Raw genomic sequence first — 23,799 nt, forward strand, 5'->3', positions numbered from 1 at the left:
GTTAGAGATCACTTAAGCCAACACGAGTAATTTGCACAATCATCTCCACCAGTTTCTTGGCTTGATCCATACCACCGCCAATGGATTTGCACTCCTTAAACAGTCGTGGCAGTAATTGCTTACGGATATCCGCTTCGATATTTTGTGGATTAATAGAGTTTTCCGTCACCGAAGTTTCTACCGCTTGGTCAATTTCAAACGCCAGCTTTATCCATTTATCCTGCACTTGCTGATCCGTGGTCATTTCGGGAGAGGCTAAAGCGTCTGGTAATACTTTTTTGAATACACCAAAGTAGGCCTGTGCATGACGATTTCCAGCAAACACATTCGGAATATCGTTTAAGCGTCTGTCTTGTACTTGCTCTTCAAACTCACGGAACAGCATGTACTGTTTTAACGGGTGATCGAACAGTTTTTCGGCTTCTTCAATGGCCTGACGCAGCAGTTTGGAAAAAGCCTCTTGAGCATAAGGATCGTCTTGCAAGCCTTGCTCGATCATTTTAGCGACACGGGTTTTAATGATGTCGGTTTCGTTGCGAGTTTTTTCCTCGCCCCAATCTTTCGGCTCTTGTTTCTGGCCCATTTTTCCCACTTCATAAACACCGCCAGGTTCTTTTACTTCGACACCAACCACATGTTTATCCAGCAGCTTTTTCACTTGCTCAGCATATTCGTCGTAATCAACTCGCTCGCCAGTATCTTGCTGAATCGTTTGGCGTAAGTTAGAAAGCTCTTTGACCGTCTGTTTATAGCGATGGCGATCATCATCGCTAAAACTCTTATCTTCATAAAATGTAGCGGATTGCAGAGCAATCTTTAAACAGCTTGCAAAGGCTGTTAGCGCCTCATAAAAATCTTCTCGTTTCTTCAGGTTTACATCAACCAGTTCGCTAGAAATACCGGCCAGAGGCTCCCCGCCAATCTCTTCAATTCGGGGCACTAAAACCTGACGTAACTGCTCAATGTCGTTCTTATTTTTTACGCCATCAAAAATCGCCCATAGCTGTTTATAAAGCTGCGGTAAGCGTTTGTACTCTGTACTCATTTGGTTGTACAAACCCGCGATATCATTAATGTCGTAACCACCTTGAGTACGAGAAGCCAAATCTTGATACTTTTGAATTGTTGTATCCAGCTCAGATAAAATGCCGCGATAATCAATCAGGTAGCCAAACTTCTTCACTGGATGTAGGCGGTTTACTCGTGCGATGGCCTGAATTAAGTTGTGTTCTTTTAGAGGTTTATCGATATAAAGCACGGTGTTTTTTGGCTCGTCGAATCCCGTTAGCAGTTTATCGACTACAATAAGAATTTTTAACGCATCATCGTTCTCAAACCGCTCAATCAAATGTTTGGTGTAAGCTTTTTCATCCTCTTTACCGACATTGTCTTTCCACCATTGGGTGACTTCCGGCGTTGTCGCTTCATCAACTGCGGTATTGCCTTCTCGCGTATCGGGAGCACTCATCACCACGGCCGATTCAAACAGGCCTGCTTCATCTAGGAACTTCTTGTACTTAATGGCAGAGGCCTTGTTCTCGCAGGCCAACTGACCTTTTAGGCCTTCGTTAATGTTTTTAACAAAGTGATTGGCAATATCCAATGCGATCAAACGGATACGATCGTCGGCTTCATATACCTGACCTTTTTTAGCAAATTTTCGCTTTAAGTCGGCTTTTTGATTGGCCGTTAAACCTTCTGTAATACGCTCAAACCAGCTATCAATCGCGCGCTCATTAACATCTAAATCGGGGATTCGCTCCTCGTATAGCAAAGGCGTAACGGTTTGATCTTCTACGGCGCGCTGCATAGTGTAGGCATGCACAATAGGGCCGAATTTATTTGTGGTTTTATCATCTTTTAATAGTGGCGTACCGGTAAACGCGACAAACGCCGCATTGGGCAATGCCAGCTTCATGCGAATATGATTCTCGCCACCTTGGCTGCGGTGACCCTCGTCAATTAACACAATCATATCGGCACTGTTGTTATGGCATTCAGGACGCTTGGTGGCCGAATTAAATTTTTGAATAAGAGAAAAAATAATTCGCTCGGTCCCTGAACCTATTTGCTCGGCCAGCCGAGTGCCTGAGGTCGCCATAGCAGCGGTTTTGTCTTTCGAGGTAGCCAGTTCGCCACCATTAGCAAAGGTTCTACTCAGCTGAGTTTCTAAATCAACCCGATCCGTCACCACCAATATTCTGCATTGCTTCAAAGTATCATGCAGAATCAACGCCTTGCTCAAAAATACCATAGTGAACGACTTACCAGACCCCGTGGTGTGCCAGATAACACCGCCTTCACGCCCTCCGGCAGAATTACGCGTATTGATGCGTTCAATCAGCCGTTTAATGCCAAACACTTGCTGATAACGGGCGGCAATCTTGCCAGCTTTTTTATCAAACAAGATAAAGTAACGGGTCATTTCTAACAGGCGCGCGGGGCTTAATAAACTAATTAATAATTTATCCTGCCCAGTTACAGCCAATTCACCACCGGCAATCAGATTTTCATACCAAGTTAAGTCTGACGTGGAACGGTGAGAAAATAAGCCAGTTACCTGTTCTGGTAAGAGCTTTTTATTTTTTATCGCAACCATTTCTGCATCAGAAGTATCTTCTTCGCGCCAAGCGGCCCAAAATTTCTTACTGGTTTCGCACGTACCATAGCGGCCATCAATACCGTTAACCGATAATAATAATTGGCTATAAACAAATAGCTGTGGAATTTCATCATGGCGTTGGTTGCGTAAGCTTTGCGAAATACCCTCATCTATCGTTGGGCCTTTTTTGCTATTGCCATCGGGGCGCTTGGCTTCAATAACAACCAAAGGAATACCATTCACAAAACACACAATATCGGGGCGACGACGATCCGCCGATGATGAACCGGCCCCACCAGAGCGAGTAATACTGAACTCCTCAGTAAAGGTGAAACTATTATTTTTGGGGTTTTGCCAATCAATTAATGCAACGGTCGGGTTGGCTTTACGGCCATCGACAAACTCAGTGACCGAAATACCGTATAAAAGGTGGTTATAAAGGCGCTCATTGGCATTTAATAGCCCCTCATTCAAGGCCGGGCTACACACCTCGGCAATGAGATTATCAATGGCTTTATCAGACAGCGAATGCACATTACCGGCATAGGTGAAGGTACGCTTCTTGAGCTCATCGCGCAGAATTTCACGCAACACAACCTGATCGTATTGATTGCCGCGCTTACGCAGAGCCTCTTCAGGAGAAAGAAACGACCAACCGAGATTAGTCAATAACGCCAGCGCAGGAAGCTTGGCACTGTATTCTTCCTGAAATTTTGGGACGCAATGTTCCATTCGTTATCTTTCCTTCTTCGGCGGTATCCAATTTAACAGTTCGTCGATGTCTTGTTCTCCTGCTTGCTCTTTTAGCTGGCGACGCTGTTCAGCAAAGCGCTCATACTCGGCGGAAGCTTTTTCATCCGCGTCTTTTTTACTGATTTTGCCTGATCCCGTCAGCACGTCTCTGTCATTAAATTGTAGAAACTGATCCAGCTTGATTTGCCAGTATTGTAAAAACACTTGTTGGCGTCGCTCAGCCTGATCTTCGGCAAAATCTAACCACATAGTCACAATGCGCTTAAGCTCTTTGATTTCAGGTTCCGTTATATAGTTTTTTGCTGTAGCAATATCGCCCTTGCTCAGATATTCAGTTAACGTCCGGGTCACCCATTGGCGAAACTGAGTGCCACGGGTGGAGCGCACCCGGTAGCCAACGGCGATGATCATGGGCAAACTGTAATGCAAACGTTTACGGCTAACCTTGCGACCACCTTCTGTTTGAACTTGTAAGTAATCCTTACAGGTTGAATTTTGATCAAGCTCTCTATCTTCGTAAATCGCTCGAATATGCTGGGTAATAGCCTGAGGGGTAACCTGATACAAATCCGCCATCGCTGCCTGCGATAGCCAGAGAGTGTCTGATTCAAACCGGCATTCAACGCGAGCGCAGCCATCATCGGATGTGAACATCACAAATTCACCCACCGGTGGTGAAGGTAGCTGATCTGTCATAAGCGGTTTTCTCTCGTTCGTTCAAGCATTCTATTTACCGCGATCCAGATGAAAGACTGAGCACAGAGAAAACTTCTTTGACAGGCTTCCACACATCAGCTGGCGTTCCATGAACAAAGTAACGATCAAAATCAGCTTTCCAACATTCCCGAATATTTTCTTCATTCGGTATAAAAAGTTCTGCGTTTGAAGTCGATCTTTGAGCGAGCAGTACCCCTAAAGTTACAGCATGCTCTGGGGAGTAATAGGGCTCTTCATAGTCAGGCAGTTTTGTTACTCCAAGCAATGGAGTGATAACTTTAGCGTCAGTACATCCTGATTGAATATCATCGTACACATCGTGTTTGAAGCAGAACAAAAACACACTAAAGAGCCTCAACAACATATATCCCCAAGGGATGTCCGCCTCAAGCCCTTGAGATAGTGAATGGTAGATTTCAAGGTGCCGAGTGAAGGTCTCAACTTCTCTCAGCGAAAGCTGATTTACTCGAATCAACTGACAGACAAAGCCAAAGGTTGACCAATCGGTATTACTCAAATCAGTCTTAGATAGTACCCCGCTGGAAGCCAGAAGGTTGGCAAAGTGCTCTACTGACGCCAACAGTCGATCTTCACCGTAACCGGCACGACCGCTGACTTCTGAAGGCAATTCGAATCGAAATTTTAAAAACTTATCGAGGTAACGTTGGGCGTCCACCATAGGGCCATAACTGTGGTTGATAGCGGCACGAAGTTGTTTGGTGTTGGTAACCAATACAAACTTCACATTCTCTACGTCAAAGGTATGTTTAATCACCTCGAGCATCTGAACAGCAAAGTCAGGGCGGCAGCGATCCAACTCATCAATAAAGATCACGATAGGTGAGTCTTTAGCCAACTCCGCCAGTGTGGATTGCAGCGCTTTCAGATTTTGTTTGGCTTTCTCATGGTCTTTTAGAACCGCAGCGACAGAAGCGTCGATGGCCTTGTTTGCCGAGTCCTGAAGATGCTGTTCCAAACCATCGGCGATGTCATCGGCGTTTTCTTTCAGTACATGGCTCACACCGGCCTTGAAAGCCGTTTGCAGGCCATAACGAACAACCGGAATGGCTGTTTTCAAAAAGCCTTGCTTCTTGTCGCCTTCGGGAAGCAAACCGGCTACAGCGGCCAGAATGGTCATCAGCGGATCATCCGCGTGATCTGCCTGAAACGCATCGACATGCAGCAACTGGTAGTTTTGGTGCTCGGTTTCGAACTTGTGAATCAGCTTTTGGCAGAACTCGGTCTTTCCCGTGCCCCAATCGCCATCGACGACCATAGGCGAGATATCAACTGGGGCGGTCAGTAGCTTGATCAAGCTTTCCGCAATACCAACCCTGTTAAACTCATCTCTGGACTCAAACGTCAGTGCTTCTTGCTCAGTCATCAGGCCACTGCCTCCTTATCGACTATTACCCGGCGCTTGCCTGTTAACAACTGCTGCATTAGGGCTTTTTTTTCTAGTTTTAAGATATGGAGTTTTTGTTGCAGGACGGTGATTTCCTGATCGGCGGTGGAAAGCACTGCGGCGATTTTTTGTTGTTCTGAGAGTGCAGGAATAAGTACTTTGATTCTTTCTATGTCTTTATTGCTAATATTTGGTTGTGCTCCACCAACGGCATCAATAAGTACGTTGTATTGTATTTTTGGCTGTTTAAATAGTTGAAATAGATAATTTTTTGAAGCCCTTCCTTTAATCGGTTCGAACTTACCAACGCGTTGATTTAAATAAGAGAAGGTGTTGAGGTTATACATACCAATTTTTCCAGTCGTGGCGCCAGACATGGCTATCAGTATGTCTCCATTGATTATTTTGAAACGATTAAATCTTGAGTCTTCGGATACAAATATTGAAGAGTCCATATTGATGGAGTAGTCAGGTTTGATATTAGATATTCGGACGACGGGAATGCCGCATTCTTTAAATTCCTCGCTTTTAAAGGCATTACCTCCAATAACTTTTACTGATTTTCCAAGATTTATTTCTTTCCACTCCCCACTAAACCTAACCCCATTTTCATCCAGCAAGCGCTTCTTGCCGGTGAGCAGTTGTTGCATCAGGGCTTTTTTCTGCTGCTGGCTGTTGACGAGCAGTTGTTCGGTGGTGGTGATGGCCTTATCCCAAGTGGAGAGGATTTGGGCGATTTTTTTTTGTTCGGGGAGTGGTGGAGTCAATAACCGGTATCGCTTTAACTCTCCAGAGTTTAAATTTGGCTTTCCGCCGCCTGCACACAAACGATTTACTTCAGCTACCCCACGATCTGAATTTATGTGTGTTGAAAGGTAGAACGAATCCAAAAAATCAGGATTGGGCCTTGCGATGAGGGTTGTGAATGTTAAAGCACCATCAAACTCTTCAGGTACTACACATGCTTCTCCAATGTTTGATCCAGTTCTTACTGCAACGACGTCTCCATGCCTTACTCTCTTTGACTTGTTTGAATCGGCAAAAACCTCGTCAATATAGACAACGGAGTTACTATTGAAATAATTTCGTTTAATATTTTGGTTTCTGATCAGTTTTGCACCACTAGCCCTCATAAATGGTGTAACTGAAATCGCTAAGCCAACTGCAATTTTTTTGCATAGAAACTGAAGTTCTTTTAACTCCCAACCCTCAGGCAACATATCCCAGTTCCTCCAAATACTCAGTCACTTCTGCCTCTACTCCCAATGCCCACCAGTAGGGCGCAAAGCTTTTTTCCACGCATTGTGCGACCAAGGCAATAAAGTCGGTGTAATCGTCGCTGCAATGGGCTTTATCCAGTGCTTGGTAGTAATCTAAACGCTGTTCAACTTCTATTACGGTGGCGGGGAAGCCTGCCTTCATGAGTTCAAGGTTCATTAGCAACCTTGAAGTGCGTCCGTTGCCATCAACAAACGGGTGTATTTTGACAAATTCACCGTGTATTCGTGCTGCGCGTTCAACCGGATGCAGGGTGTGGGCCTCGGTGTTGTACCAATCAATAAAGGCCTGCATTTGTTCAGGCACTTGGATCGCTTGCGGTGGTTTATGGGTGGCGCCAGAAATCAGTACGTTAATGTCGCGGTAGCGGCCAGCATTGTCGGCATCGATATTTTTTAATACTAATTGATGCAGGGATTTAATGGCCCTCTCGTCAAGCGGTTGCTGTTGGCTCACTAATTCGTCAACAAACAGGATGGCGTCGCGGTGATTAATGGCTTCAAAGTGTTCGCGCAGGGTTTTACCGCCAATGGTAATGCCTTCCAGTGCCACTTTGGTTTCTTTTAGGGTCAGGGTATTACCTTCAATGGCATTGCTATGATACGTCCATTGCAGCACTAGGTTTTCGTGCAGGTTGTTAACCACCTGCAAATCGAGCGGGCGGTATTCATCCAGCTTGGCTTTGAGCGCATCCAGCTTGGTAAGAGGGATATTAAGCATAGACTTGCTCCTTATCGCTGATACTGAGTCGAGACCACTGATCACTGATTGAGCTCAGTTCGACCATATTCCCGACGTCGGGAATATGGTCCGAGGTGGCATGTTGACTGACTCCGGAGGCGGTCAGTAATTGAATTCTTTGCTGCTCCATTACCTGCGCTCCTTATTGTGGGGTATCTAGGTAGCCGAGTTCGGCCAGATAGCCTGCCATTTCATCTTCTAAGCTGGCCAATTGAGCTTTTAATTTCTCGCGCTCGGCGCGCACGGCCATTAGGTCGATTTCTTTCTCTTCTTCAAAGGTATCAACGTAGCGCGGGATATTGAGGTTGTAGTCGTTTTCTTTTATTTCATTCAGGCTGGCGACGTAGGCGTATTTATCGACGTCGGCACCGTTGCGATAGGTGGCAACAATTTTATTGATGTTGTCTTCGCTGAGTAGGTTTTGGTTTTTACCGGCTTTGAAATCACGCGATGCATCAATAAATATCACTGAATCGTCCGATTTGTCTTTGCTAAAAATTAAAATGGCGGCGGGTATGCCGGTGCCGTAAAACAGTTTTTCGGGCAGGCCGATCACGGCATCGAGCAGGTTTTCGTCGATGAGTTGTTGGCGAATTTTACCTTCGCTGGAACCACGAAATAATACGCCGTGCGGCACTACTACGCCCATCCTGCCTGTTTTTGGTTTTAACGTTTCGATCATGTGCAAAATAAAGGCGTAGTCGCCTTTGGTTTTAGGCGGTACACCGCGGCGAAAGCGGCTGAATTTATCGTTATCGGCGTCGTCATGACCCCATTTATCTAGGCTAAAGGGTGGGTTGGCGGTCACGATGTCGAACAGCATTAAGTCGCCGTTTTTATCCAGCAATTTAGGGTTACGAATGGTGTCGCCCCATTCGATTTTATGGTTGTCTTCGCCGTGCAAAAACATGTTCATTTTGGCCAGCGACCATGTAGAGCCAATGGCTTCTTGGCCGTAGAGGGCATAGTTTTTACTGTCGTGATTTTTGCGAACTTTGCTGCCGCATTTCATTAATAACGAGGCGGAGCCACAGGCCGGATCGCAAATGCTGTCGCCGGGGCGCGGGTCTAGTAATTCGGCGATTAAATCCGAGACTTCTGGCGGGGTATAAAACTCGCCGGCTTTTTGCCCGCCGCTAGCGGCAAAGTTTTTAATCAGGTATTCGTAGGCGTTGCCAATCACATCCAACGTGCCTACGCGGCTAGGCTTGAGGTTAAGTTCGGGTTTAGCGAAGTCTTCTATCAGATGACGAAGAATGGTGTTTTTTTGTTTTTCTTCGCCGAGTTTGTCGGTGTTGAAGGAGATGTCTTGGAACACGCTTTTTCCGGCGTCTTTGAGTTTAGTGCCGTTGGCTTCTTCAATGGCGTGTAGGGCTTGGTCGATACGTTCGCCGTTGCCGGGCTCGTGACGGTGCTCGTGCAGGGCATAAAAGCTGGCTTGGGGTGGCAGTACAAAGCGTTCGTTTTTAAGCATTTCGGTGATGAGTTCTGGCTCGTCGCCGTATTCTGCCTTGTAGCCATCGTAGTGATCCTGCCAAACATCGGAGATGTATTTAAGGAATAGCATGGTCAGGATGAAGTCTTTGTAGGTGTCGGCGCTGATGGTGCCCCGGAAGGTGTCGCAGGCATTCCATAGGGCTTTGTTGATGGCGTCTTGGTTGATTTTGCTGTTAGCGCTCATGGTGGTGTCGTTTATCCGTGTGTTCTTTTATTAGGGCCAAGTCGTTGGTTGGCCAAGTTTTGTTTACCTGTATCGGTGACTTAGTGGCGGCGATTCAGGTGTAGGTCTCTGGCTATTGTTCTCATCATCAGCTCGTTGTTGTTGATCAGCTGCTGCATTAATCGTTGTTCTTCGCGGAGGGTGTTCGCCATCGCAACAATGGTGCGTTGTTTGGCTAGTGGCGGAACAACGATGGGAGCCTCTTCTAGCACGCTACGGCGAATACTTTTGGTTAGTGTACCCTCAGCATTTTGTTCGAAATAGCGCTGAGCGGGTATTTGATTCAGCAACCAAGCAATGAATTCAGGCAGTATGCCCTGTTTCTTCTCATTTTGGCTTTTTAAGCGCACGACGAAGAAATGCGGGGCGGCGACGGCTTGTTTGTTGGTGGCGGCCAGTGCTGAGTCTATCGGTATGGCGTAGTTATGGTTACCGCGTGCGGCCACTAAAATATCACCGGTGGTGAGGTAGTCGGGGGTTCGTTTGCCGGTTAACTCGGTTTTTTGGCAATCAGACCAGCGAATGCCTTCTGCCAGCGAAACATCTTTCATTTGCACCACAACCACGGACGAATCGCTAACTTCAGGGATTTTCCCCCGAAACGGATAGCCTGCGTTGATGGTTGCGATCTGTTTTAGTTTCAAACCTATTCCAGTTCATAGTTAATGATGCAGAAATAATCGTTTGATTATGGTTGGATGTCAAGTTATGGTTGGTTCATCGTCTTTGATGCAAAAAAAGCAATCTAGAATTTGCACTGAAGCGAGTGTTTGGCTAGTGATGTATTTATCAATATACGGTGATGGTTGCCCTTGTGGCTCGCTATTACTTTCCACTACTGGAGCATGGAAATGACAGATGTCGATTTACCACAGCGTCCGGTAGCGTTGGATGACGTTTTATCCTTGCATGAGGAATTGCATCTGATCTATCGGTCTTTTGATTCGTTATATGAAATTGTCGAGTATCAACTGGTCAGCAAAGATGCGGCACTGGTTGCACCGATGGTTTGCATTATCAGAGATAGGTTCGCGCGAGCGGGGTTACGGTATGAGGATATGTTTGCGGTGCCGAATGGTGAGCAGATGTTTAAGGATGATTAAGTTTCGGTACAAAGAGGAATCGGATTATCTCAATTACTGCATTGGTAAAATGGGTGGTTGATCTGCAATAGCTTATAAGTATTAGGCGTGTCTTGTATTAGGCGACCGTAGCTCGGTCGCCTAATGGGTTGAGTTAAACTTTCGGCAGGGTAATCACGATTTGATTACCTTTGTTTTGTGTCTTAATACCGTCTTGTTTCAGAGTGTCGCTATAGCAGATGGAATTTTACAAAGCTGTTTTAATTTAATTAGGGTAATTTAAAAATTACACTAACTGCATCAACGACTGCTTGCTGTAATCTTCTAACTCGTCGTAGCGACCTTCGCGAATTTTAATAACCCACTCAGGGTCTTGCAGCAAGGCACGGCCAATTCCGACGAGTTCAAATTCATCGTTATTCATGCGTTGTTCTAATTCAGTAAATGATGCCGTCGCAACGCCTGATGCATCGACCATGTCGTGTTTTTCTTCATCGATAAAGCTGGCGGTTAAGCCAACGCTACCAACGGTAATCACTGGCTTACCGGTTAATTTTTTGGTCCAGCCTGCGAGGTTTAAATCTGAGCCTTCGAATTCAGGTTCCCAAAAACGACGGGTTGAGCAATGGAAGATATCAACACCGGCATTGACCAATGGCTTTAAGAAGGCATCCAATTCTTCTGGCGTATTCGCTAGGCGCGCAGAGTAATCTTGCTGCTTCCATTGTGAAAAACGGAAGATGATGGGGAAGTCTGGACCTACGCGTTCGCGAATGGCTGATACGATTTCGCAAGCGAAACGTGTACGTGCAACTAAATCGCCGCCGTATTCATCTTCGCGCTGATTAGTGCCTTCCCAGAAGAATTGATCGACTAAATAACCGTGTGCGCCGTGAACTTCAATTGCATCAAAGCCAATGCGTTGCGAGTCTGCTGCCGCTTGTGCAAAGGCTTCGACGACTTCGTCGATGTCTTGCTTAGTCATGGCGATGCCGCCTTCTTTGCCCGGGCGAACTAAACCAGAAGGGCTGTAACCAGGAACCGACACATCAGGCTCTACGCCTTCTTTGCGAACGGAACCTACGTGCCAGAGTTGCGGTGCTATTTTTCCGCCTTTGGCGTGCACGGCATCAACGACTTTTTTCCAGCCGGCGAGGGCTTCTTCGCCATAAATAAAGGGCACTCGTGCATATCCGTTAGCCGCTTTATGACCAATGCAGGTGCCTTCGGTAATGATTAAACCCACTTCATTTTCTGCGCGGCGTTCATAGTAAGCAACGTTGAGATCGTTAGGTACGTTGCCCGGTGAAAAGGTGCGAGTCATCGGAGCCATTACAATGCGATTGCGCAAAGAAAGTGGGCCTAGTTCGATAGGCTGAAACAAAGCAGCGTTGGAAAGGGCTTGCGTCATGTTAGCTCCATTACGTAGCGAAATTAGGTTGGTTAGGTAGGCCGTTAGCATAGCGCGGCGTTTAATGCATTTTAGGAGTGATATGTGCCATTTTGATAGGGTTTCTTGCAGACACTGTTCTAAAAACTAGCAAAAGCGTAGGTTAATACCGGCTTCGCCTATCAGTAGTAGGCATAGGGCTTAGGGCTGGTTATGCTGCGCAGAGTTTAGCCGCGACACTGCGGAACATTAAAGAGTGGAACTATGAAATTACAAAAGATAGATAAGCAGCAATATAAGCAACGCCTTAATCGTGTGCAGGCAAGCTTAGTAGTCGCATTATTCGGGCTATCGTTAGCCCTAGCTGAGTTATACCGTTATCTTCTGGTCGGCGGCGAATCAAGCTTTATGCTTAATGCGGCGGGGGTGGCGACGGCTGCGGCTATCGTGACCTTTGCCCTGTATCACTACCGCAATCATCCATATATGGCGGAAGTTGTTTATGCCTGGCGCTTAAAGCAGGCTTTAAATAAGATTTATCGCTCGTCTAAAAAAGTGGATGCGGCGTTGGCGCTAGATAATCCTATTGCTGTGCGTATTCGCTATTTCAGTTTGCATGCGTCTGCGCACTTATATCAGCTGGAGGATAATACCTTGACCATGCCAGAGCTGAATGAGCAGATTGCCGAATTAGACCAGCGAATTGAGCGTCTAGGCTTAAACGTAAGCATCGAAGATTATTCGCCGGAGTTATTGAGCCAGCTTTAGCTGCAAGGAGTTGAGCAAAGTGTTTACACCTTGTAACACACCAATACTGGCCTGATAGGAAATAGTGCTGTTAATCTGCGCATAACCTTACTTTTATGACTGGTATCTATGCGTATTCGGCCTTTATTTTTCTTAATGCTTCTATCTGCTGGTGCGATTACTCATGCCCAGCCATCGGACTTGGAGATTTTAAAAATCCAAACCATCGCTTCCTGTGTCGATGATGTGTTTTATCAAGGCGGTTACGAAGACGGTGATGAAAATCGCGTTGCGCTCATTGATACCATGCTGACCTTGTTAAACCTACCACCGTTCGACGAAGAGTATCTCTACTTAGAAGTTGAATACGACGGCAAGGTATCGTCAGAGGTTTACTACCAATGCATCAGTGCAGACCGTTCCTTACTCGATGAAACGGCAGAAGCGTTAGGGGTCGTCGCTCACTAATCGCGGGTGCGCAATAAATTCAAAACCTGTAAACTACGCGCATTTTTACGCTAACTGATGTTCGCAGGGCTTCCTGACCATGATGAAATACATTTCTACCCGCGGTAACGCACCTGAGTTGACCTTTGAAGACGTACTGCTGACTGGCCTTGCAACCGATGGTGGTTTGTATGTGCCGAAAGAAGTACCACAGTTTTCTTTGGCTGAAATCGAATCATGGCGCGACCTGCCATACACTGATTTAGCGCATAAAGTGATTTATCCGTTTGTCGAAGGTTGTGTTGATTCTGACGCGTTGCAAACCATGATCAACGAAGTGTACGGTGCATTTGGTCATAAAGCGGTAGCACCTTTACAGCAGTTGGATAACAACGAATACGTACTTGAGTTGTTTCACGGCCCAACCTTAGCGTTTAAAGACTTTGCCTTACAGCTGTTAGGTCGCTTGTTGGATTACGTGCTTGAGCGTCGCAACGAGAAAGTTGTAATCATGGGCGCCACGTCTGGTGATACCGGCTCAGCTGCGATTGAAGGCACTAAAGCTTGCCGTAATGTGGATATCTTTATTTTGCATCCATACGGCAAAGTGTCGGAAGTACAGCGCCGTCAGATGACTACAGTTGTTGGCGATAACATTTTCAATATCGCGATCAAAGGTAACTTCGATCAAGCCCAAGACATGGTTAAAGCCAGCTTTGGCGATCAGTCGTTCTTGCGCGGTGAGCGTAAACTGGTTGCAGTAAATAGCATCAACTGGGCGCGCATCATGGCCCAGATCGTTTACTACTTCTATTCAAGTCTGAACTTGGGTGGTCCTTTACGTCCGATGGCGTATTCAGTCCCTACCGGTAACTTTGGCGATATCTTCGCAGGCTATATGGCTAAGAAGATGGGTTTGCCGATTGAGCAGTTGATCATTGCGACCAACAGCAACGACGTATTGCATCGTTTGATGAGCCAAAACTTGTACGAAGTTCATCCGCTGCAGCACACGATTACGCCGTCTATGGATATCGCGGTGTCTAGTAACTTCGAGCGTTTGTTGTTTGATCTATACGATCGCGATGGCGCAGCTTTGGCTGATTTGATGGCCAAGATGAACAAGCGTACTGAATCAGTTGAAGTCTCTGAAGACAAGCTAGGTAAGGCGCGTGCCTTGTTCGATAGCTTTGCCGTAAGTGAAGATATGACTGTACAAACCATGCAAGAAGTTTACAAAGAAACAGGCTACTTGCTTGATCCTCACACGGCTATTGGTGTGAAAGCGGCGCGCGAATGCCGTCGTAACCCACGTATCCCTATGATCACTTTGGGGACCGCGCATCCAGTGAAGTTTGAAGATGCTGTGTTGCGTGCCGGTTTCGATATGCCGAAGTTACCGCATCACTTGTCGGATTTAATGACGCGTGAAGAGCGCTTAGAAGTGTTGCCGGCTGATTTGGCAACGGTGCAAAAATTTATCGCAACCAACACTTTTAAAGACTGATCGCCACATCAGCCTAAAAAAGCCACCCTCGGGTGGTTTTTTTGTGGCATCCTGATGCTTATTCGTTGGCTTATTATACAGATTTTAGGAATTTTCATGGATTATCAGACCTTGCAGGAATATTCACAGGGTTGGATATTTCGTCATCGTGAGTTGGTGTTATCGGAAGAATGCTTAGCCGATATCAAGCCACTATCAACGCGATTCGCTAATCAATATTGGCGTCAAAATATCAGTGCGGAGGCGACACATGCCTCTCATTTTCTTGGTGATGATTGGCCTTCGCATAACGGGATCTGGCTAGAAAAAGGGGAGTGGCAAGCTGCTTGGGAAAGTGACGATATGGCGCTGCCTGAGCTGCTGCAGGCCTTCTCTGACTGGAACGATAATACGGTCGTGTACTTTTGCTATGACATTAATAATGTTGTTCAGACTACATGGCGAACCTTTAAGCAAAGCTGGAAGAACTTCTTATTTTACGATGATGAGCCAATCATGCTCGCTAAACGTCGTATGCAAGTGGCGCGTTTTCATTCAAATGGTACTTACGAAACCGGTATTCGTTAGTCATACTGCTGGGTGCTTAACTTGCAAGATCAAGATGTGACTTTTACACTGATCTATCATTCCTGCAGGGCCAAGTTTGGCCGCTGCCACGACGCGACAGTTAATGAGGCCCCTTATGAAAGGCGATAGCAAAGTACTCGAATGGCTCAATCAAGTATTGAGTATCGAATTAACGTCGATCAACCAGTATTTTCTGCATGCTCGTATGTTTAAAAATTGGGGCTTGTCAGAGCTCAATGAAAAAGCCTACAAGAAATCAATCAAGGATATGAAGCAAGCGGATGCTTTGATTGAACGAATTCTATTTCTTGAAGGTTTACCAAATTTACAGCGTTTAAATCGTTTACGTATTGGTGAGCACACTGCGGAAATGTTGCAGTGCGATTTAGATCAAATAGTCGAGCAATTAGACGTTGTTAAAGATGCGATTGCGTATTGCGAATCGGTGAAAGATTTCGTTACTCGAGAGCTATTGGAAGATATTCAAGAGTATGAAGAAGAATACCTCGACTGGCTGGAAACCCAGCAAAGCTTGATCGCGCAGATCGGCATTGAAAATTACCAGCAGTCAATGATGTAAGGAGTTATTTGTATGCAAGGTAATCTGCAAGTTATCGAAAAATTGAATGAGTTACTCGCTGGCGAATTGAGTGCAATGGACCAGTATTTTATTCATTCCCGTATGTACGACGATTGGGGTTTGAAAAAGCTCTATGAGCGCATAGATCACGAGTTTGAAGATGAAAAAGCACATGCTTCAAAGTTGATTGAACGTATTTTATTTTTGGGTGGTAAACCCGACATGGTCACTCGCGTGCCGCTGAATGTAGGTAGCGATGTGCCATCTATGTTGCAAAGCGATTTGGATCTTGAATATAAGGTCATTATTGATTTGCGAGACGTTATGGCACTGTGCGAGCAAGTGCAAGATTATCAAACCCGCGATATGCTGCAGGGCTTGCTTGATGATACTGAAAATGACCACGCTTACTGGCTTGAACAGCAGCTTGGCTTGATCGCTAAGATAGGTTTGCCGAATTATTTGCAGTCGCAAATGGGATAGGTTCTGCTATATGCGTGTCGAAGCTCCCCTTGGGAGCTTTTTTTGTGGAATCAAAACCTTGCAGGCTGGAGTATTCGGCAAAATACGACCATTTGTACGTATGGCAGTTACTTGGTTTGTGATTAAATACCGCAGCAATTTTGGGTGAGGTAAGCAGTTATGCCCCGTTGGGTATTTTGTACGTTAGCTATCGCTAACTTAGGGCTGGTAGGTTGTAGCAATTGGCCTTCGCAGGCACATCGTGATGTCACTATTGATACAATAAAAGCCGAAATGGCGAGCGCCTGCGCAACGGCGGCGACTGACCCTGAATTATTTCGTCAGTTGTCTTCACAATTGTCGATTCAAGAGCAGCAGCTAGCGGTAATGCGTGGGCAGCTAGAGGTTATTGCCACTGAAGCGTTGACCGAAACACCGATTATTGCAGCTAGCACTCCCGTTCAGGCATGTGAAAAAGTAAGCTTGGTTAAAGATGTTGGTGGTGATCATAAGATTGTTGTTGGTGCCAACGAATGGATTTATCTCAATCCTCCTGGCCATCACTTTCAAGCTCGCATTGATACTGGTGCAGCAACTTCCTCGTTAAACGCATTAAACGTTCAACAATTTGAGCGTAATGGCCAACGTTGGGTATCGTTTGATTTGGTGGCGAGTGATGCTAAAACACCTTTGCATCTAGAAGCTCCGATGGTGCGCAAAGTGAAAATCCGCCAAGCATCCTATGAAGAAATTGAGCGCCGTCCAGTGGTGGAACTGGATGTCGCTCTTGGTAATAGCATTATGCAATCAACGGAATTCACCCTGACCGATCGTACCCAGATGAAATATCCCGTATTGCTAGGCCGTAGTTTTTTGCGAGATTTAACCTTGGTCGATGTAGCGATTGAATTCACACATCCTAAATATGAACCCGAACAGGTGATAGATACACCATGATCCAACGCCGCAACGTTCCTTTTTTGGCGCTTATATTGATTTTATTGTCGATAGGAATTGCGTTGATCTTGCACCGTCATTGGGTTTACGAAGTTCCACTAATGTACGGTGAGACGCAAACTGTTTGGTCGATAGAGGCGCGTGTTGAGTTTGTGGCAAATGGCGATGCTGTGACGGTGTCTTTGGTGCGTCCTTCCGCCCAAGACGGTTATAACATTTTGCAGGAGTCTGGAGCCTCTCCGGGTTACGGTTTGAATTTTATTGATGAAGGTGAGCCGCGGGCAGAATGGACGATTCGCACTGCGGCGGGCCGTCAAGAGCTTTACTATCGCACTGAGATTTTAGAAAGCCAATCATCTACAGCAATTCCAAAGCCAGCACCGGCATTACGCCATCCAGATTGGCCAGAACCCTATCGCTCTGCCATTGGTATGGTGCTGAGTGAAGCGTATACAACGTCGGCAGATAACTTCAGTCTTACTCGCGAATTACTTAAACGTTTTAATAGCCAATCGCCGCCACAGCATATCGAGTTATTGCGCAGTTATTCCAATGGACATCGTGCCGCATTGCTAGCCGAGATATTAAATCACGCACAAGTTCCTGCGAGTGTGGTTTATGCCTTGGCGTTAGAGGATGGGCGTCGTCGTCAATCGTTAACGCCGTTATTACGTGTTTGGAGTGGTGATGAGAGTGAAGTTTTTTATTTAGACGCTAACGGTGGTAGCGATTTACGCGATCAACCGAAAATATTATGGGAGCAGCGTGGCGCGCCCGTACTGGATGTAATTGGCGGTAGTGATTCGCGCGTACGTTTTTCAATGATACGTCGCGAGGAATCAACCTTTACTTCGATCGCAGATAACTTATCCGATCAGCAAAATTTCTTAAATTTTTCTATTCACAGTTTACCAGTGGAAGAGCAGGCAATGTTTAAGACTATCTTGCTGCTACCGGTAGGCGCTTTGATTGTTTGTATTTTACGTATTTTAGTGGGTATTCGTACTTCTGGAACGTTTATGCCTGTATTGATTGCCTTAGCGTTTGTACAAACGTCGTTAGGTACAGGACTGATTGGCTTTTCGTTAGTGGTTGCTGTGGGCCTATTTATTCGTAGTTATTTATCGCGATTAAATTTGTTATTAGTTGCGCGGATAACCGCAGTGATTATTTCGGTTATCGGCATCATCAGTATCTTCAGTGTTTTATCTTATAAATTGGGATTAACTGAAGGCCTAAAAATCATGTTTTTCCCAATGATTATTTTGTCATGGACGATCGAGCGTATGTCGATCCTTTGGGAGGAAGAGGGTGGGCGAGAAGTGATGATTCAAGGCGGCGGTAGTTTACTCACTGCGGTTTTCGCCTATGGTGCGATGAATGATTCTTGGGTCCGCCATTTGATGTTTAACTTTATCGGCATGCAGTTTGTTGTTTTGGCTTTGGTATTAATGATAGGAACTTACGCAGGCTATCGTCTTTCTGAATTAAAACGTTTTGCGTCATTTAGGACGAGAGCTTAATGCGTTTTCGTTTTCCTTGGCAATTGGCGCGTGACGGCATTTTAGGCATTAATCGCCGCAACAGTCGTTATATTAGCCGCTACAATCCGCGTCGGTTATTTCCCTTGGTAGATAATAAACTCAAGACGAAAATTATCGCGCAGCAAGCAGGTATTAATACACCTGCATTAATTGGAACGATAGCGCATCAGCATGATGTACGTCGTATCGGCGAGTTGGTGGCTGATTATAATGGTTTTGCTATTAAGCCAGCGAAAGGTTCGGGCGGTAAGGGGATTTTGGTGATTACCGACAAGGACAGCCAGCGTTTTTATAAATCCAGCGGTGCAGCCGTATCACCGGAAGATATTCAACGTCATGTGTCGAATATTCTTTCGGGCTTGTACAGTTTGGGTGGAAGCCCAGACACGGTAATTATTGAAGAACTTATTCATTTTGATCCGAGCTTTGCCCATTTCACCGTTGAAGGTGTGCCTGATATCCGCGTTATCGTGTGTCGAGGATATCCTGTGATGGCGATGATGCGATTGTCGACTCATGCCTCCGATGGCAAGGCAAACTTGCATCAAGGTGCGGTCGGTGTTGGTTTGGATATCGCGACAGGAAAGGCATTAAACGCCGTACAAAATGGTGAGGTGATTACCCATCATCCGGATACAGGGCAGTTACTCAGTGAGTTGGTTGTGCCTAACTGGTCGGATTTGTTGGTGATAGCAGCGAGTTGCTACGACGTCACTCAATTGGGGTATTTAGGCATAGATATCGTGCTTGATCGTTACAAGGGGCCCATGCTTTTGGAGCTGAATGCGCGTCCTGGTTTAGGTATTCAAGTGGCAAATGGGGCCGGTTTACGCCCGCGCTTAACGAAAATTGATGATTTAACGGCCGCAGAGCTAGCGCTAGGGCCTGAAGATCGCTCGGCATTAAGCCGCACATGGTTTAGCGCTTAGCCTCACCATGTGCAGCCTGATTACATTAAGCGATTTATTCTAAAAGACCATCAAGACCCGAGTTAAGGTCCGTAGCAGATGCTAGATCTTTATAGGCACGAGTAGCATCCAAGCCAATTTTATCAGCTACTTCTAGTGGGAATCCCGATACGATATCCTCTTCTGAAAGGCCATTTTCATGGGCATACTTCAGATATTTCGCAATATAGATTAATCCCGCTTCTACTGAGTACTCTTTGTCTTTCCCAGGCATATTTTGCTCAGCAATTGCATTTTGAATAACCTCAGGGAATTTCCAGCGTTTCGCTAATTCTGCGCCAACCTCGGCATAAGAGAAGCCAAGCTGACCGTTTTCTACTTCATGGCGCTTGCTGCCCCCTAGAGACTCTGCGTCATCTAAGTGTTTCGCTTCTTTTGGCATCACCATGCGAATGAGCAAGCTACCAATTGAGTGCATCATGCCACAAGTAAAGGCGGTTTCTTTGTCACAGCCTTTAACGTACTGAGCTAACCATTTAGATAAAGCGGCAATCGCAAATGACTCACGCCAAAATTTGTTTTGATCGAAACCTTCCATCTTGAAGGCACCTGTCATTCCAGATGCGAGTACCATAGTGCGTAATCGATCAAATCCCAGTAGCATGACTGCATCTTGAGGGTTGGCGATTGTTCTCGATAAACCGTAGTGCGCGGAGTTGGCGAGACGAAGAACTTTAGCGGTTAACGACTGGTCGAGGGCAACTTTACCGCTGATCGCATCGACATCGATATCTTCATCTTTGAAACTTTGCATCAGTTCCTGAACGACACGAGGAATGTGCGGTAGTTGATGAGATTCAGCAAAAATTGAGGCCATATTCATAGTGTTTACTTCCTTTGGTGTTCACTAAAATTAAGCATAGGACAGGATTTAAAAACTGCTTAATTAATCGCTACTAACTCGCTAAGTCTTTGATATTATTGGTGCATGTCTAAACAGGCCGAATGTGCAGTAATTCGCGCTGAGATGGTTACGAAATCTAACAAGGAGCCAATATGGCACAACCTTCAATCGGCTTTATTGGTATGGGCTTGATGGGTGTCCCCATGACGTTACGCTTACTGGGTGCAGGGTTTGAGGTCCGTGTTTGGAATCGTAGCGTCGAAAAATGCGACAGAGTTGTGTCTGCAGGAGCAATTCTTACTGACAAACTTGACGATTTGGTTCGTCATAGTGATATTGTCATGCTTTGCGTTACCGATACTGCGGCAGTGAGTGATATTGTTTTTGGCAATGCGGGTGTCGCGAGTTCGGCGCGCGCTGGGCAGGTGCTTGTTGACTTTTCGAGTATCGAACCACAAGCGACACGAATGATGGCTGAGCGTTTATACACGACCTCTGGTTGTGTTTGGATTGATGCTCCAGTGTCGGGTGGTGTTGCTGGGGCTGAGCAGGGTACATTAGCTATCATGGCTGGTGGGCCAGAGGAAGTACTTGCAACTATCCGACCTTTATTGGCACCGTTATCACAGCGGGTGACTCGTGTAGGTGATGTAGGCTCGGGGCAAGTAACTAAAATCTGCAATCAGATGTTGGTAAGCTGCAATGTACTAGTAATGGCTGAAGTGATGGCTCTGGCTGAAAAAGCGGGAGTCGATGCCGAGCAAATTCCTGTCGCGCTAAAAGGCGGCTTTGCCGATTCTATCCCGTTGCAGTTGACGGGACCTCGAATGGCCAAGCGCGATTTTGATGAAGTGAAATGGCATGTCAAAACACTATTGAAAGATCTTGATATGGCCAACAATTTAGCAAAAATAATGAACAGCTCCGCACCTATGGTTGGTTTAGGTGCTGAGTTAATGCGACTTCATGCGAGTCAGGGGAATGCCGAGCGCGATCCTTGTACTCTCGTCTCAATGTATGTGGAGAAACCTGAGTGAAACTCACTGCGAATTTATCGCTACTATACACAGAATTACCGTTTTTAAGTCGCTTCGCAGCGGCACGTAAAGATGGTTTTGAGGCGGTTGAAATTCAATTTCCTTACGACACGCCGATTGCTGATATTCAACGCGCATTGGCAGAATCGAATCTTCGTTGCGTGCTCATTAATGTGTCTGCTGGTGATTTAATGTCTGGCGGTGAAGGCTTGGCAGCCATTCCAGGGAAAACTGCAGAATTTGCAGCCGCATTAGTCGAGTGCCAAGCGTATGCACGTGCCTTGAAAGTTAAATGTGTGAATGTATTACCAGGCCGTTGTTTTGATGCTAACAAGCGAGCTAGTTATTTAGCGACCTTTCAAAACAACTTATTAGAAACCGCCCGCCACCTAGCCCCCTTCGGGATTACCACTACGTTTGAAGCAATTAATACTCAAGATATGCCAGGTTTTCTAATATCGACAGGCGAGCAAATGCTGCGTGTATTAGAGGAGGTTAATCATCCTTCGATTAAGATGCAGTTTGATATTTATCACATGGCTGTAATGGGTGAGAATATTCCAACCTTCATTAAAAACTATGCTAACGACATTGGTCATATTCAGTTCGCTGACACGCCAGGGCGTCATGAGCCAGGTACGGGTAGCTTAGATTTTAATCAGATTTTTTGTGCCATTGAAGAGTCTGAATATGATGGCTGGGTCGGTGCAGAGTACCGTCCGGGTCGCCCAAATACATCGGTAACGATGGCTTGGAAGAATAAATTGCCAGCACAGGAATGTGTTTAAGAAAACATGTCTAGCTGGTCGCTATCGGGTGGCTGGTTAGTGCTGTTGCGTTGAGTTTTTGCTGGTTTTTCAGCTTTTTTGTCATCAGAGGTGGTCGACTCTTTTGGAGCGGTAACGTCTACCGATTCTGCAAATAGTGAGTTCGGAGGTGCGTCCTCTTCCTCTGATTTTATTTCTTCCTCTGCTGTTGTTTCTTCTGCTTTTTCAGCCTCTGCATTTGTTTCAGCTACTAAGGCACTGCTAACCACATCTGGCTTATCGACAGCCAGTCTCAGCTCGGCACGCGACGTAAACAAATCAAACTGCGGGATATCTAATTCTTCTTCGACATCAATTGCATTGCGAGAGGCAATAATCTTTTGGCGGCGCTTTTCGCAGTTATTAATGATGAGTTGTTGCTGGTAAGCAGTAAATTCAAGCCAGTGAAAACGCTCTGTGCGATTGCGTAGGCAGCCTTTGCAGTAGCCACGATTATTGACTTCGCAAATGCCTTGGCAAGGACTTGGAATTGAGAATAGTTCGCCCTGATCAATCATCAGACAAAGATCGCCAGTGGCTGTTATTCAGCGTGAGTATTTCAAACGAATGGTCGACTACAACTGTGAAGAACAGAGAATCAGACATAAGGATAACCGGGGAGGGTTTCGGCGTCCGGCGAGAAGAATCTCGCCGGTCAACACAACGTAGTCCGAAGACTACGCAGCTTCAACAATTACTGTGGAGTAACGTTTTCAGCTTGTGGGCCTTTTTGACCCTGAGTAACTTCCATAGTTACTTTCTGACCTTCGTGCAAAGTCTTACGGCCTGAACCGTTGATTGCACTGTGGTGTACGAATACGTCTTTACCAGATTCTTGCTCGATGAAACCGAAACCTTTCTCATCGTTGAACCATTTAACGGTGCCTTGAACTGAATTAGCCATTTTTCTTTCCTAAATATATTGCGGTGGCCGAAGCCTACCTCTTGCTTTCTCAAATGGCATTACATCGATACTGGCCCAGCCTAACTGGGAATACTTGAATAATGCCGTTGTTCGACCAGTATCTTGCATATGTTCAATATGTAGCACTCGCCAATCTGTTGATGCAGTACATCAACGCGACTAATAATATATCAACTGCGCAGGACTACCAAGCATCATTATCAGGTTTCGGCAATTAATTTGAATAACAAGTTTGTAAATGGCCCAAATTTTCAATAAGTAGACAAGTGAAATCTAGGGAAAGCGCCCTGTAAGCCCCGCTGCAGCTCAATACTCGATCTGCAAGTGGGTGAATTTGGGATGTTGAAAAAGTTCGATGGCGATTACCGATTATTTATCGTCAGGTAAAAAAAATAGCGCTCGTAAGCGCTATTCATGCCGCAGGAGGGTCGTTTAGAACGGGCTTAGTGTTAAAATAATCTCGTCTTTCTCAATCGTTAGGTCTTTTAACATCATCTTGGCCATCACTTGCGTCGCATCCTCATCTGAGAAGGTATAGACCGGCCGATCTTTTAGTGCCGGTTCAATGGCATGCTGAGCGAGAGTTATAACTTGCGGCTTCAATTGTGGCGACATCCCCTCTACCTGCATATCAATGATGACAGGATTATCGATATAGAAGCTGTGATCTTCTGTCTTATAGAAGATGTCACCTTCAAACACTAGCGTAACGCTGGATTG

Annotated in this window: 24 protein-coding genes; 12 read left to right on the plus strand and 12 right to left on the minus strand. The window is 45.8% G+C overall.

What is annotated here, in order from left to right; genetic code table 11:
* Position 1: 1 nt before the first annotated feature.
* From UXZ23_RS13680 to UXZ23_RS13710, 7 genes are all read right to left on the minus strand, one after another.
* The gene (locus tag UXZ23_RS13680) at positions 2 to 3,334 is read right to left on the minus strand and encodes a type I restriction endonuclease subunit R (protein ID WP_320821117.1); all 3,333 of its coding nucleotides are present in this window, start codon (positions 3,332 to 3,334) and stop codon (positions 2 to 4) included.
* Positions 3,335 to 3,337: 3 nt separating this feature from the next.
* The gene (rhuM, locus tag UXZ23_RS13685; protein ID WP_320821118.1) at positions 3,338 to 4,051 is read right to left on the minus strand and encodes a RhuM family protein; all 714 of its coding nucleotides are present in this window, start codon (positions 4,049 to 4,051) and stop codon (positions 3,338 to 3,340) included.
* Positions 4,052 to 4,085: 34 nt separating this feature from the next.
* Entirely contained in the window at positions 4,086 to 5,456 is a 1,371-nt protein-coding gene (locus UXZ23_RS13690) for a P-loop NTPase fold protein (protein ID WP_320821119.1), read from the minus strand.
* Positions 5,456 to 6,697, minus strand: coding sequence for a restriction endonuclease subunit S (locus UXZ23_RS13695; RefSeq protein WP_320821120.1), 1,242 nt, complete (start codon positions 6,695 to 6,697; stop codon positions 5,456 to 5,458). The genes UXZ23_RS13690 and UXZ23_RS13695 overlap by 1 nt, the downstream gene beginning before the upstream one ends.
* Positions 6,687 to 7,475, minus strand: coding sequence for a Fic family protein (locus UXZ23_RS13700; RefSeq protein ID WP_320821121.1), 789 nt, complete (start codon positions 7,473 to 7,475; stop codon positions 6,687 to 6,689). Before UXZ23_RS13700 ends, UXZ23_RS13695 begins: the two co-directional genes overlap by 11 nt.
* A 163-nt stretch (positions 7,476 to 7,638) precedes the next feature.
* Positions 7,639 to 9,177: a type I restriction-modification system subunit M gene (locus UXZ23_RS13705; protein WP_320821122.1), complete on the minus strand. Its 1,539-nt coding sequence runs from the start codon at positions 9,175 to 9,177 to the stop codon at positions 7,639 to 7,641.
* Between the two features lie 80 nt (positions 9,178 to 9,257).
* Positions 9,258 to 9,860, minus strand: coding sequence for a restriction endonuclease subunit S (locus UXZ23_RS13710; RefSeq protein WP_320821123.1), 603 nt, complete (start codon positions 9,858 to 9,860; stop codon positions 9,258 to 9,260).
* Between the two features lie 207 nt (positions 9,861 to 10,067).
* Here UXZ23_RS13710 and UXZ23_RS13715 point away from each other — a divergent pair, with 207 nt between their 5' ends.
* Complete coding sequence (locus UXZ23_RS13715; RefSeq protein ID WP_320821124.1) at positions 10,068 to 10,319, plus strand: hypothetical protein; 252 nt, start codon at positions 10,068 to 10,070, stop codon at positions 10,317 to 10,319.
* A 265-nt stretch (positions 10,320 to 10,584) separates the two neighbouring features.
* On the opposite strand, the gene UXZ23_RS13720 is transcribed toward UXZ23_RS13715, so the two are convergent.
* The gene (locus tag UXZ23_RS13720) at positions 10,585 to 11,709 is read right to left on the minus strand and encodes an NADH:flavin oxidoreductase (RefSeq protein WP_320821125.1); all 1,125 of its coding nucleotides are present in this window, start codon (positions 11,707 to 11,709) and stop codon (positions 10,585 to 10,587) included.
* Between the two features lie 243 nt (positions 11,710 to 11,952).
* Here UXZ23_RS13720 and UXZ23_RS13725 point away from each other — a divergent pair, with 243 nt between their 5' ends.
* The 9 genes from UXZ23_RS13725 (at position 11,953) to UXZ23_RS13765 (ending at position 19,428) form a co-directional block, all read left to right on the plus strand.
* Complete coding sequence (locus tag UXZ23_RS13725; RefSeq protein ID WP_320821126.1) at positions 11,953 to 12,456, plus strand: DUF3087 family protein; 504 nt, start codon at positions 11,953 to 11,955, stop codon at positions 12,454 to 12,456.
* A 108-nt stretch (positions 12,457 to 12,564) separates the two neighbouring features.
* Complete coding sequence (locus UXZ23_RS13730) at positions 12,565 to 12,903, plus strand: hypothetical protein (protein WP_320821127.1); 339 nt, start codon at positions 12,565 to 12,567, stop codon at positions 12,901 to 12,903.
* An 82-nt stretch (positions 12,904 to 12,985) separates the two neighbouring features.
* Positions 12,986 to 14,389, plus strand: coding sequence for a threonine synthase (thrC, locus tag UXZ23_RS13735; RefSeq protein ID WP_320821140.1), 1,404 nt, complete (start codon positions 12,986 to 12,988; stop codon positions 14,387 to 14,389).
* Between the two features lie 96 nt (positions 14,390 to 14,485).
* Positions 14,486 to 14,956 carry a DUF2947 domain-containing protein gene (locus UXZ23_RS13740; RefSeq protein ID WP_320821128.1) on the plus strand — a complete coding sequence of 157 codons (471 nt, stop codon included), beginning with the start codon at positions 14,486 to 14,488 and terminating at the stop codon, positions 14,954 to 14,956.
* 115 nt (positions 14,957 to 15,071) lie between these two features.
* Positions 15,072 to 15,536: a bacterioferritin gene (gene bfr, locus UXZ23_RS13745; RefSeq protein WP_015486165.1), complete on the plus strand. Its 465-nt coding sequence runs from the start codon at positions 15,072 to 15,074 to the stop codon at positions 15,534 to 15,536.
* A gap of 12 nt (positions 15,537 to 15,548) precedes the next feature.
* Positions 15,549 to 16,019: a bacterioferritin gene (bfr, locus tag UXZ23_RS13750; protein WP_320821129.1), complete on the plus strand. Its 471-nt coding sequence runs from the start codon at positions 15,549 to 15,551 to the stop codon at positions 16,017 to 16,019.
* A gap of 159 nt (positions 16,020 to 16,178) precedes the next feature.
* The gene (locus UXZ23_RS13755) at positions 16,179 to 16,955 is read left to right on the plus strand and encodes a RimK/LysX family protein (RefSeq protein ID WP_320821130.1); all 777 of its coding nucleotides are present in this window, start codon (positions 16,179 to 16,181) and stop codon (positions 16,953 to 16,955) included.
* A complete protein-coding gene (locus UXZ23_RS13760; protein WP_320821131.1) occupies positions 16,952 to 18,478 on the plus strand; it encodes an inactive transglutaminase family protein in 1,527 nt (508 codons plus the stop codon). Before UXZ23_RS13755 ends, UXZ23_RS13760 begins: the two co-directional genes overlap by 4 nt.
* Positions 18,478 to 19,428, plus strand: a complete 951-nt coding sequence (locus UXZ23_RS13765; RefSeq protein ID WP_320821132.1) for an alpha-L-glutamate ligase-like protein — start codon at positions 18,478 to 18,480, stop codon at positions 19,426 to 19,428. The genes UXZ23_RS13760 and UXZ23_RS13765 overlap by 1 nt, the downstream gene beginning before the upstream one ends.
* A 34-nt stretch (positions 19,429 to 19,462) precedes the next feature.
* Here the strand turns inward: UXZ23_RS13765 and UXZ23_RS13770 are convergent, their stop codons facing one another.
* A complete protein-coding gene (locus UXZ23_RS13770) occupies positions 19,463 to 20,290 on the minus strand; it encodes an HDOD domain-containing protein (RefSeq protein ID WP_320821133.1) in 828 nt (275 codons plus the stop codon).
* A 173-nt stretch (positions 20,291 to 20,463) separates the two neighbouring features.
* On the opposite strand from UXZ23_RS13770, the gene UXZ23_RS13775 reads away from it, so the two are divergent.
* Positions 20,464 to 21,348, plus strand: a complete 885-nt coding sequence (locus UXZ23_RS13775) for an NAD(P)-dependent oxidoreductase (protein WP_320821134.1) — start codon at positions 20,464 to 20,466, stop codon at positions 21,346 to 21,348.
* A complete protein-coding gene (locus UXZ23_RS13780) occupies positions 21,345 to 22,136 on the plus strand; it encodes a hydroxypyruvate isomerase family protein (RefSeq protein ID WP_320821135.1) in 792 nt (263 codons plus the stop codon). Before UXZ23_RS13775 ends, UXZ23_RS13780 begins: the two co-directional genes overlap by 4 nt.
* On the opposite strand, the gene UXZ23_RS13785 is transcribed toward UXZ23_RS13780, so the two are convergent.
* The 3 genes from UXZ23_RS13785 to UXZ23_RS13795 all read right to left on the minus strand — a co-directional run.
* Entirely contained in the window at positions 22,133 to 22,672 is a 540-nt protein-coding gene (locus tag UXZ23_RS13785; protein ID WP_320821136.1) for a DUF1289 domain-containing protein, read from the minus strand. The two genes, UXZ23_RS13780 and UXZ23_RS13785, sit on opposite strands and share 4 nt — an antisense overlap.
* Before the next feature lie 176 nt (positions 22,673 to 22,848).
* Positions 22,849 to 23,058 (minus strand): cold-shock protein, encoded by a 210-nt coding sequence (locus UXZ23_RS13790; RefSeq protein WP_320821137.1) that lies wholly within the window; start codon positions 23,056 to 23,058, stop codon positions 22,849 to 22,851.
* Positions 23,059 to 23,511: 453 nt separating this feature from the next.
* Positions 23,512 to 23,799: DUF1439 domain-containing protein (locus UXZ23_RS13795; protein ID WP_320821138.1), on the minus strand; the 288-nt coding region annotated here is incomplete at its 5' end.

Source organism: Thalassolituus sp. (genome assembly GCF_034111725.1).
Classification (GTDB): domain Bacteria; phylum Pseudomonadota; class Gammaproteobacteria; order Pseudomonadales; family Oceanobacteraceae; genus Thalassolituus.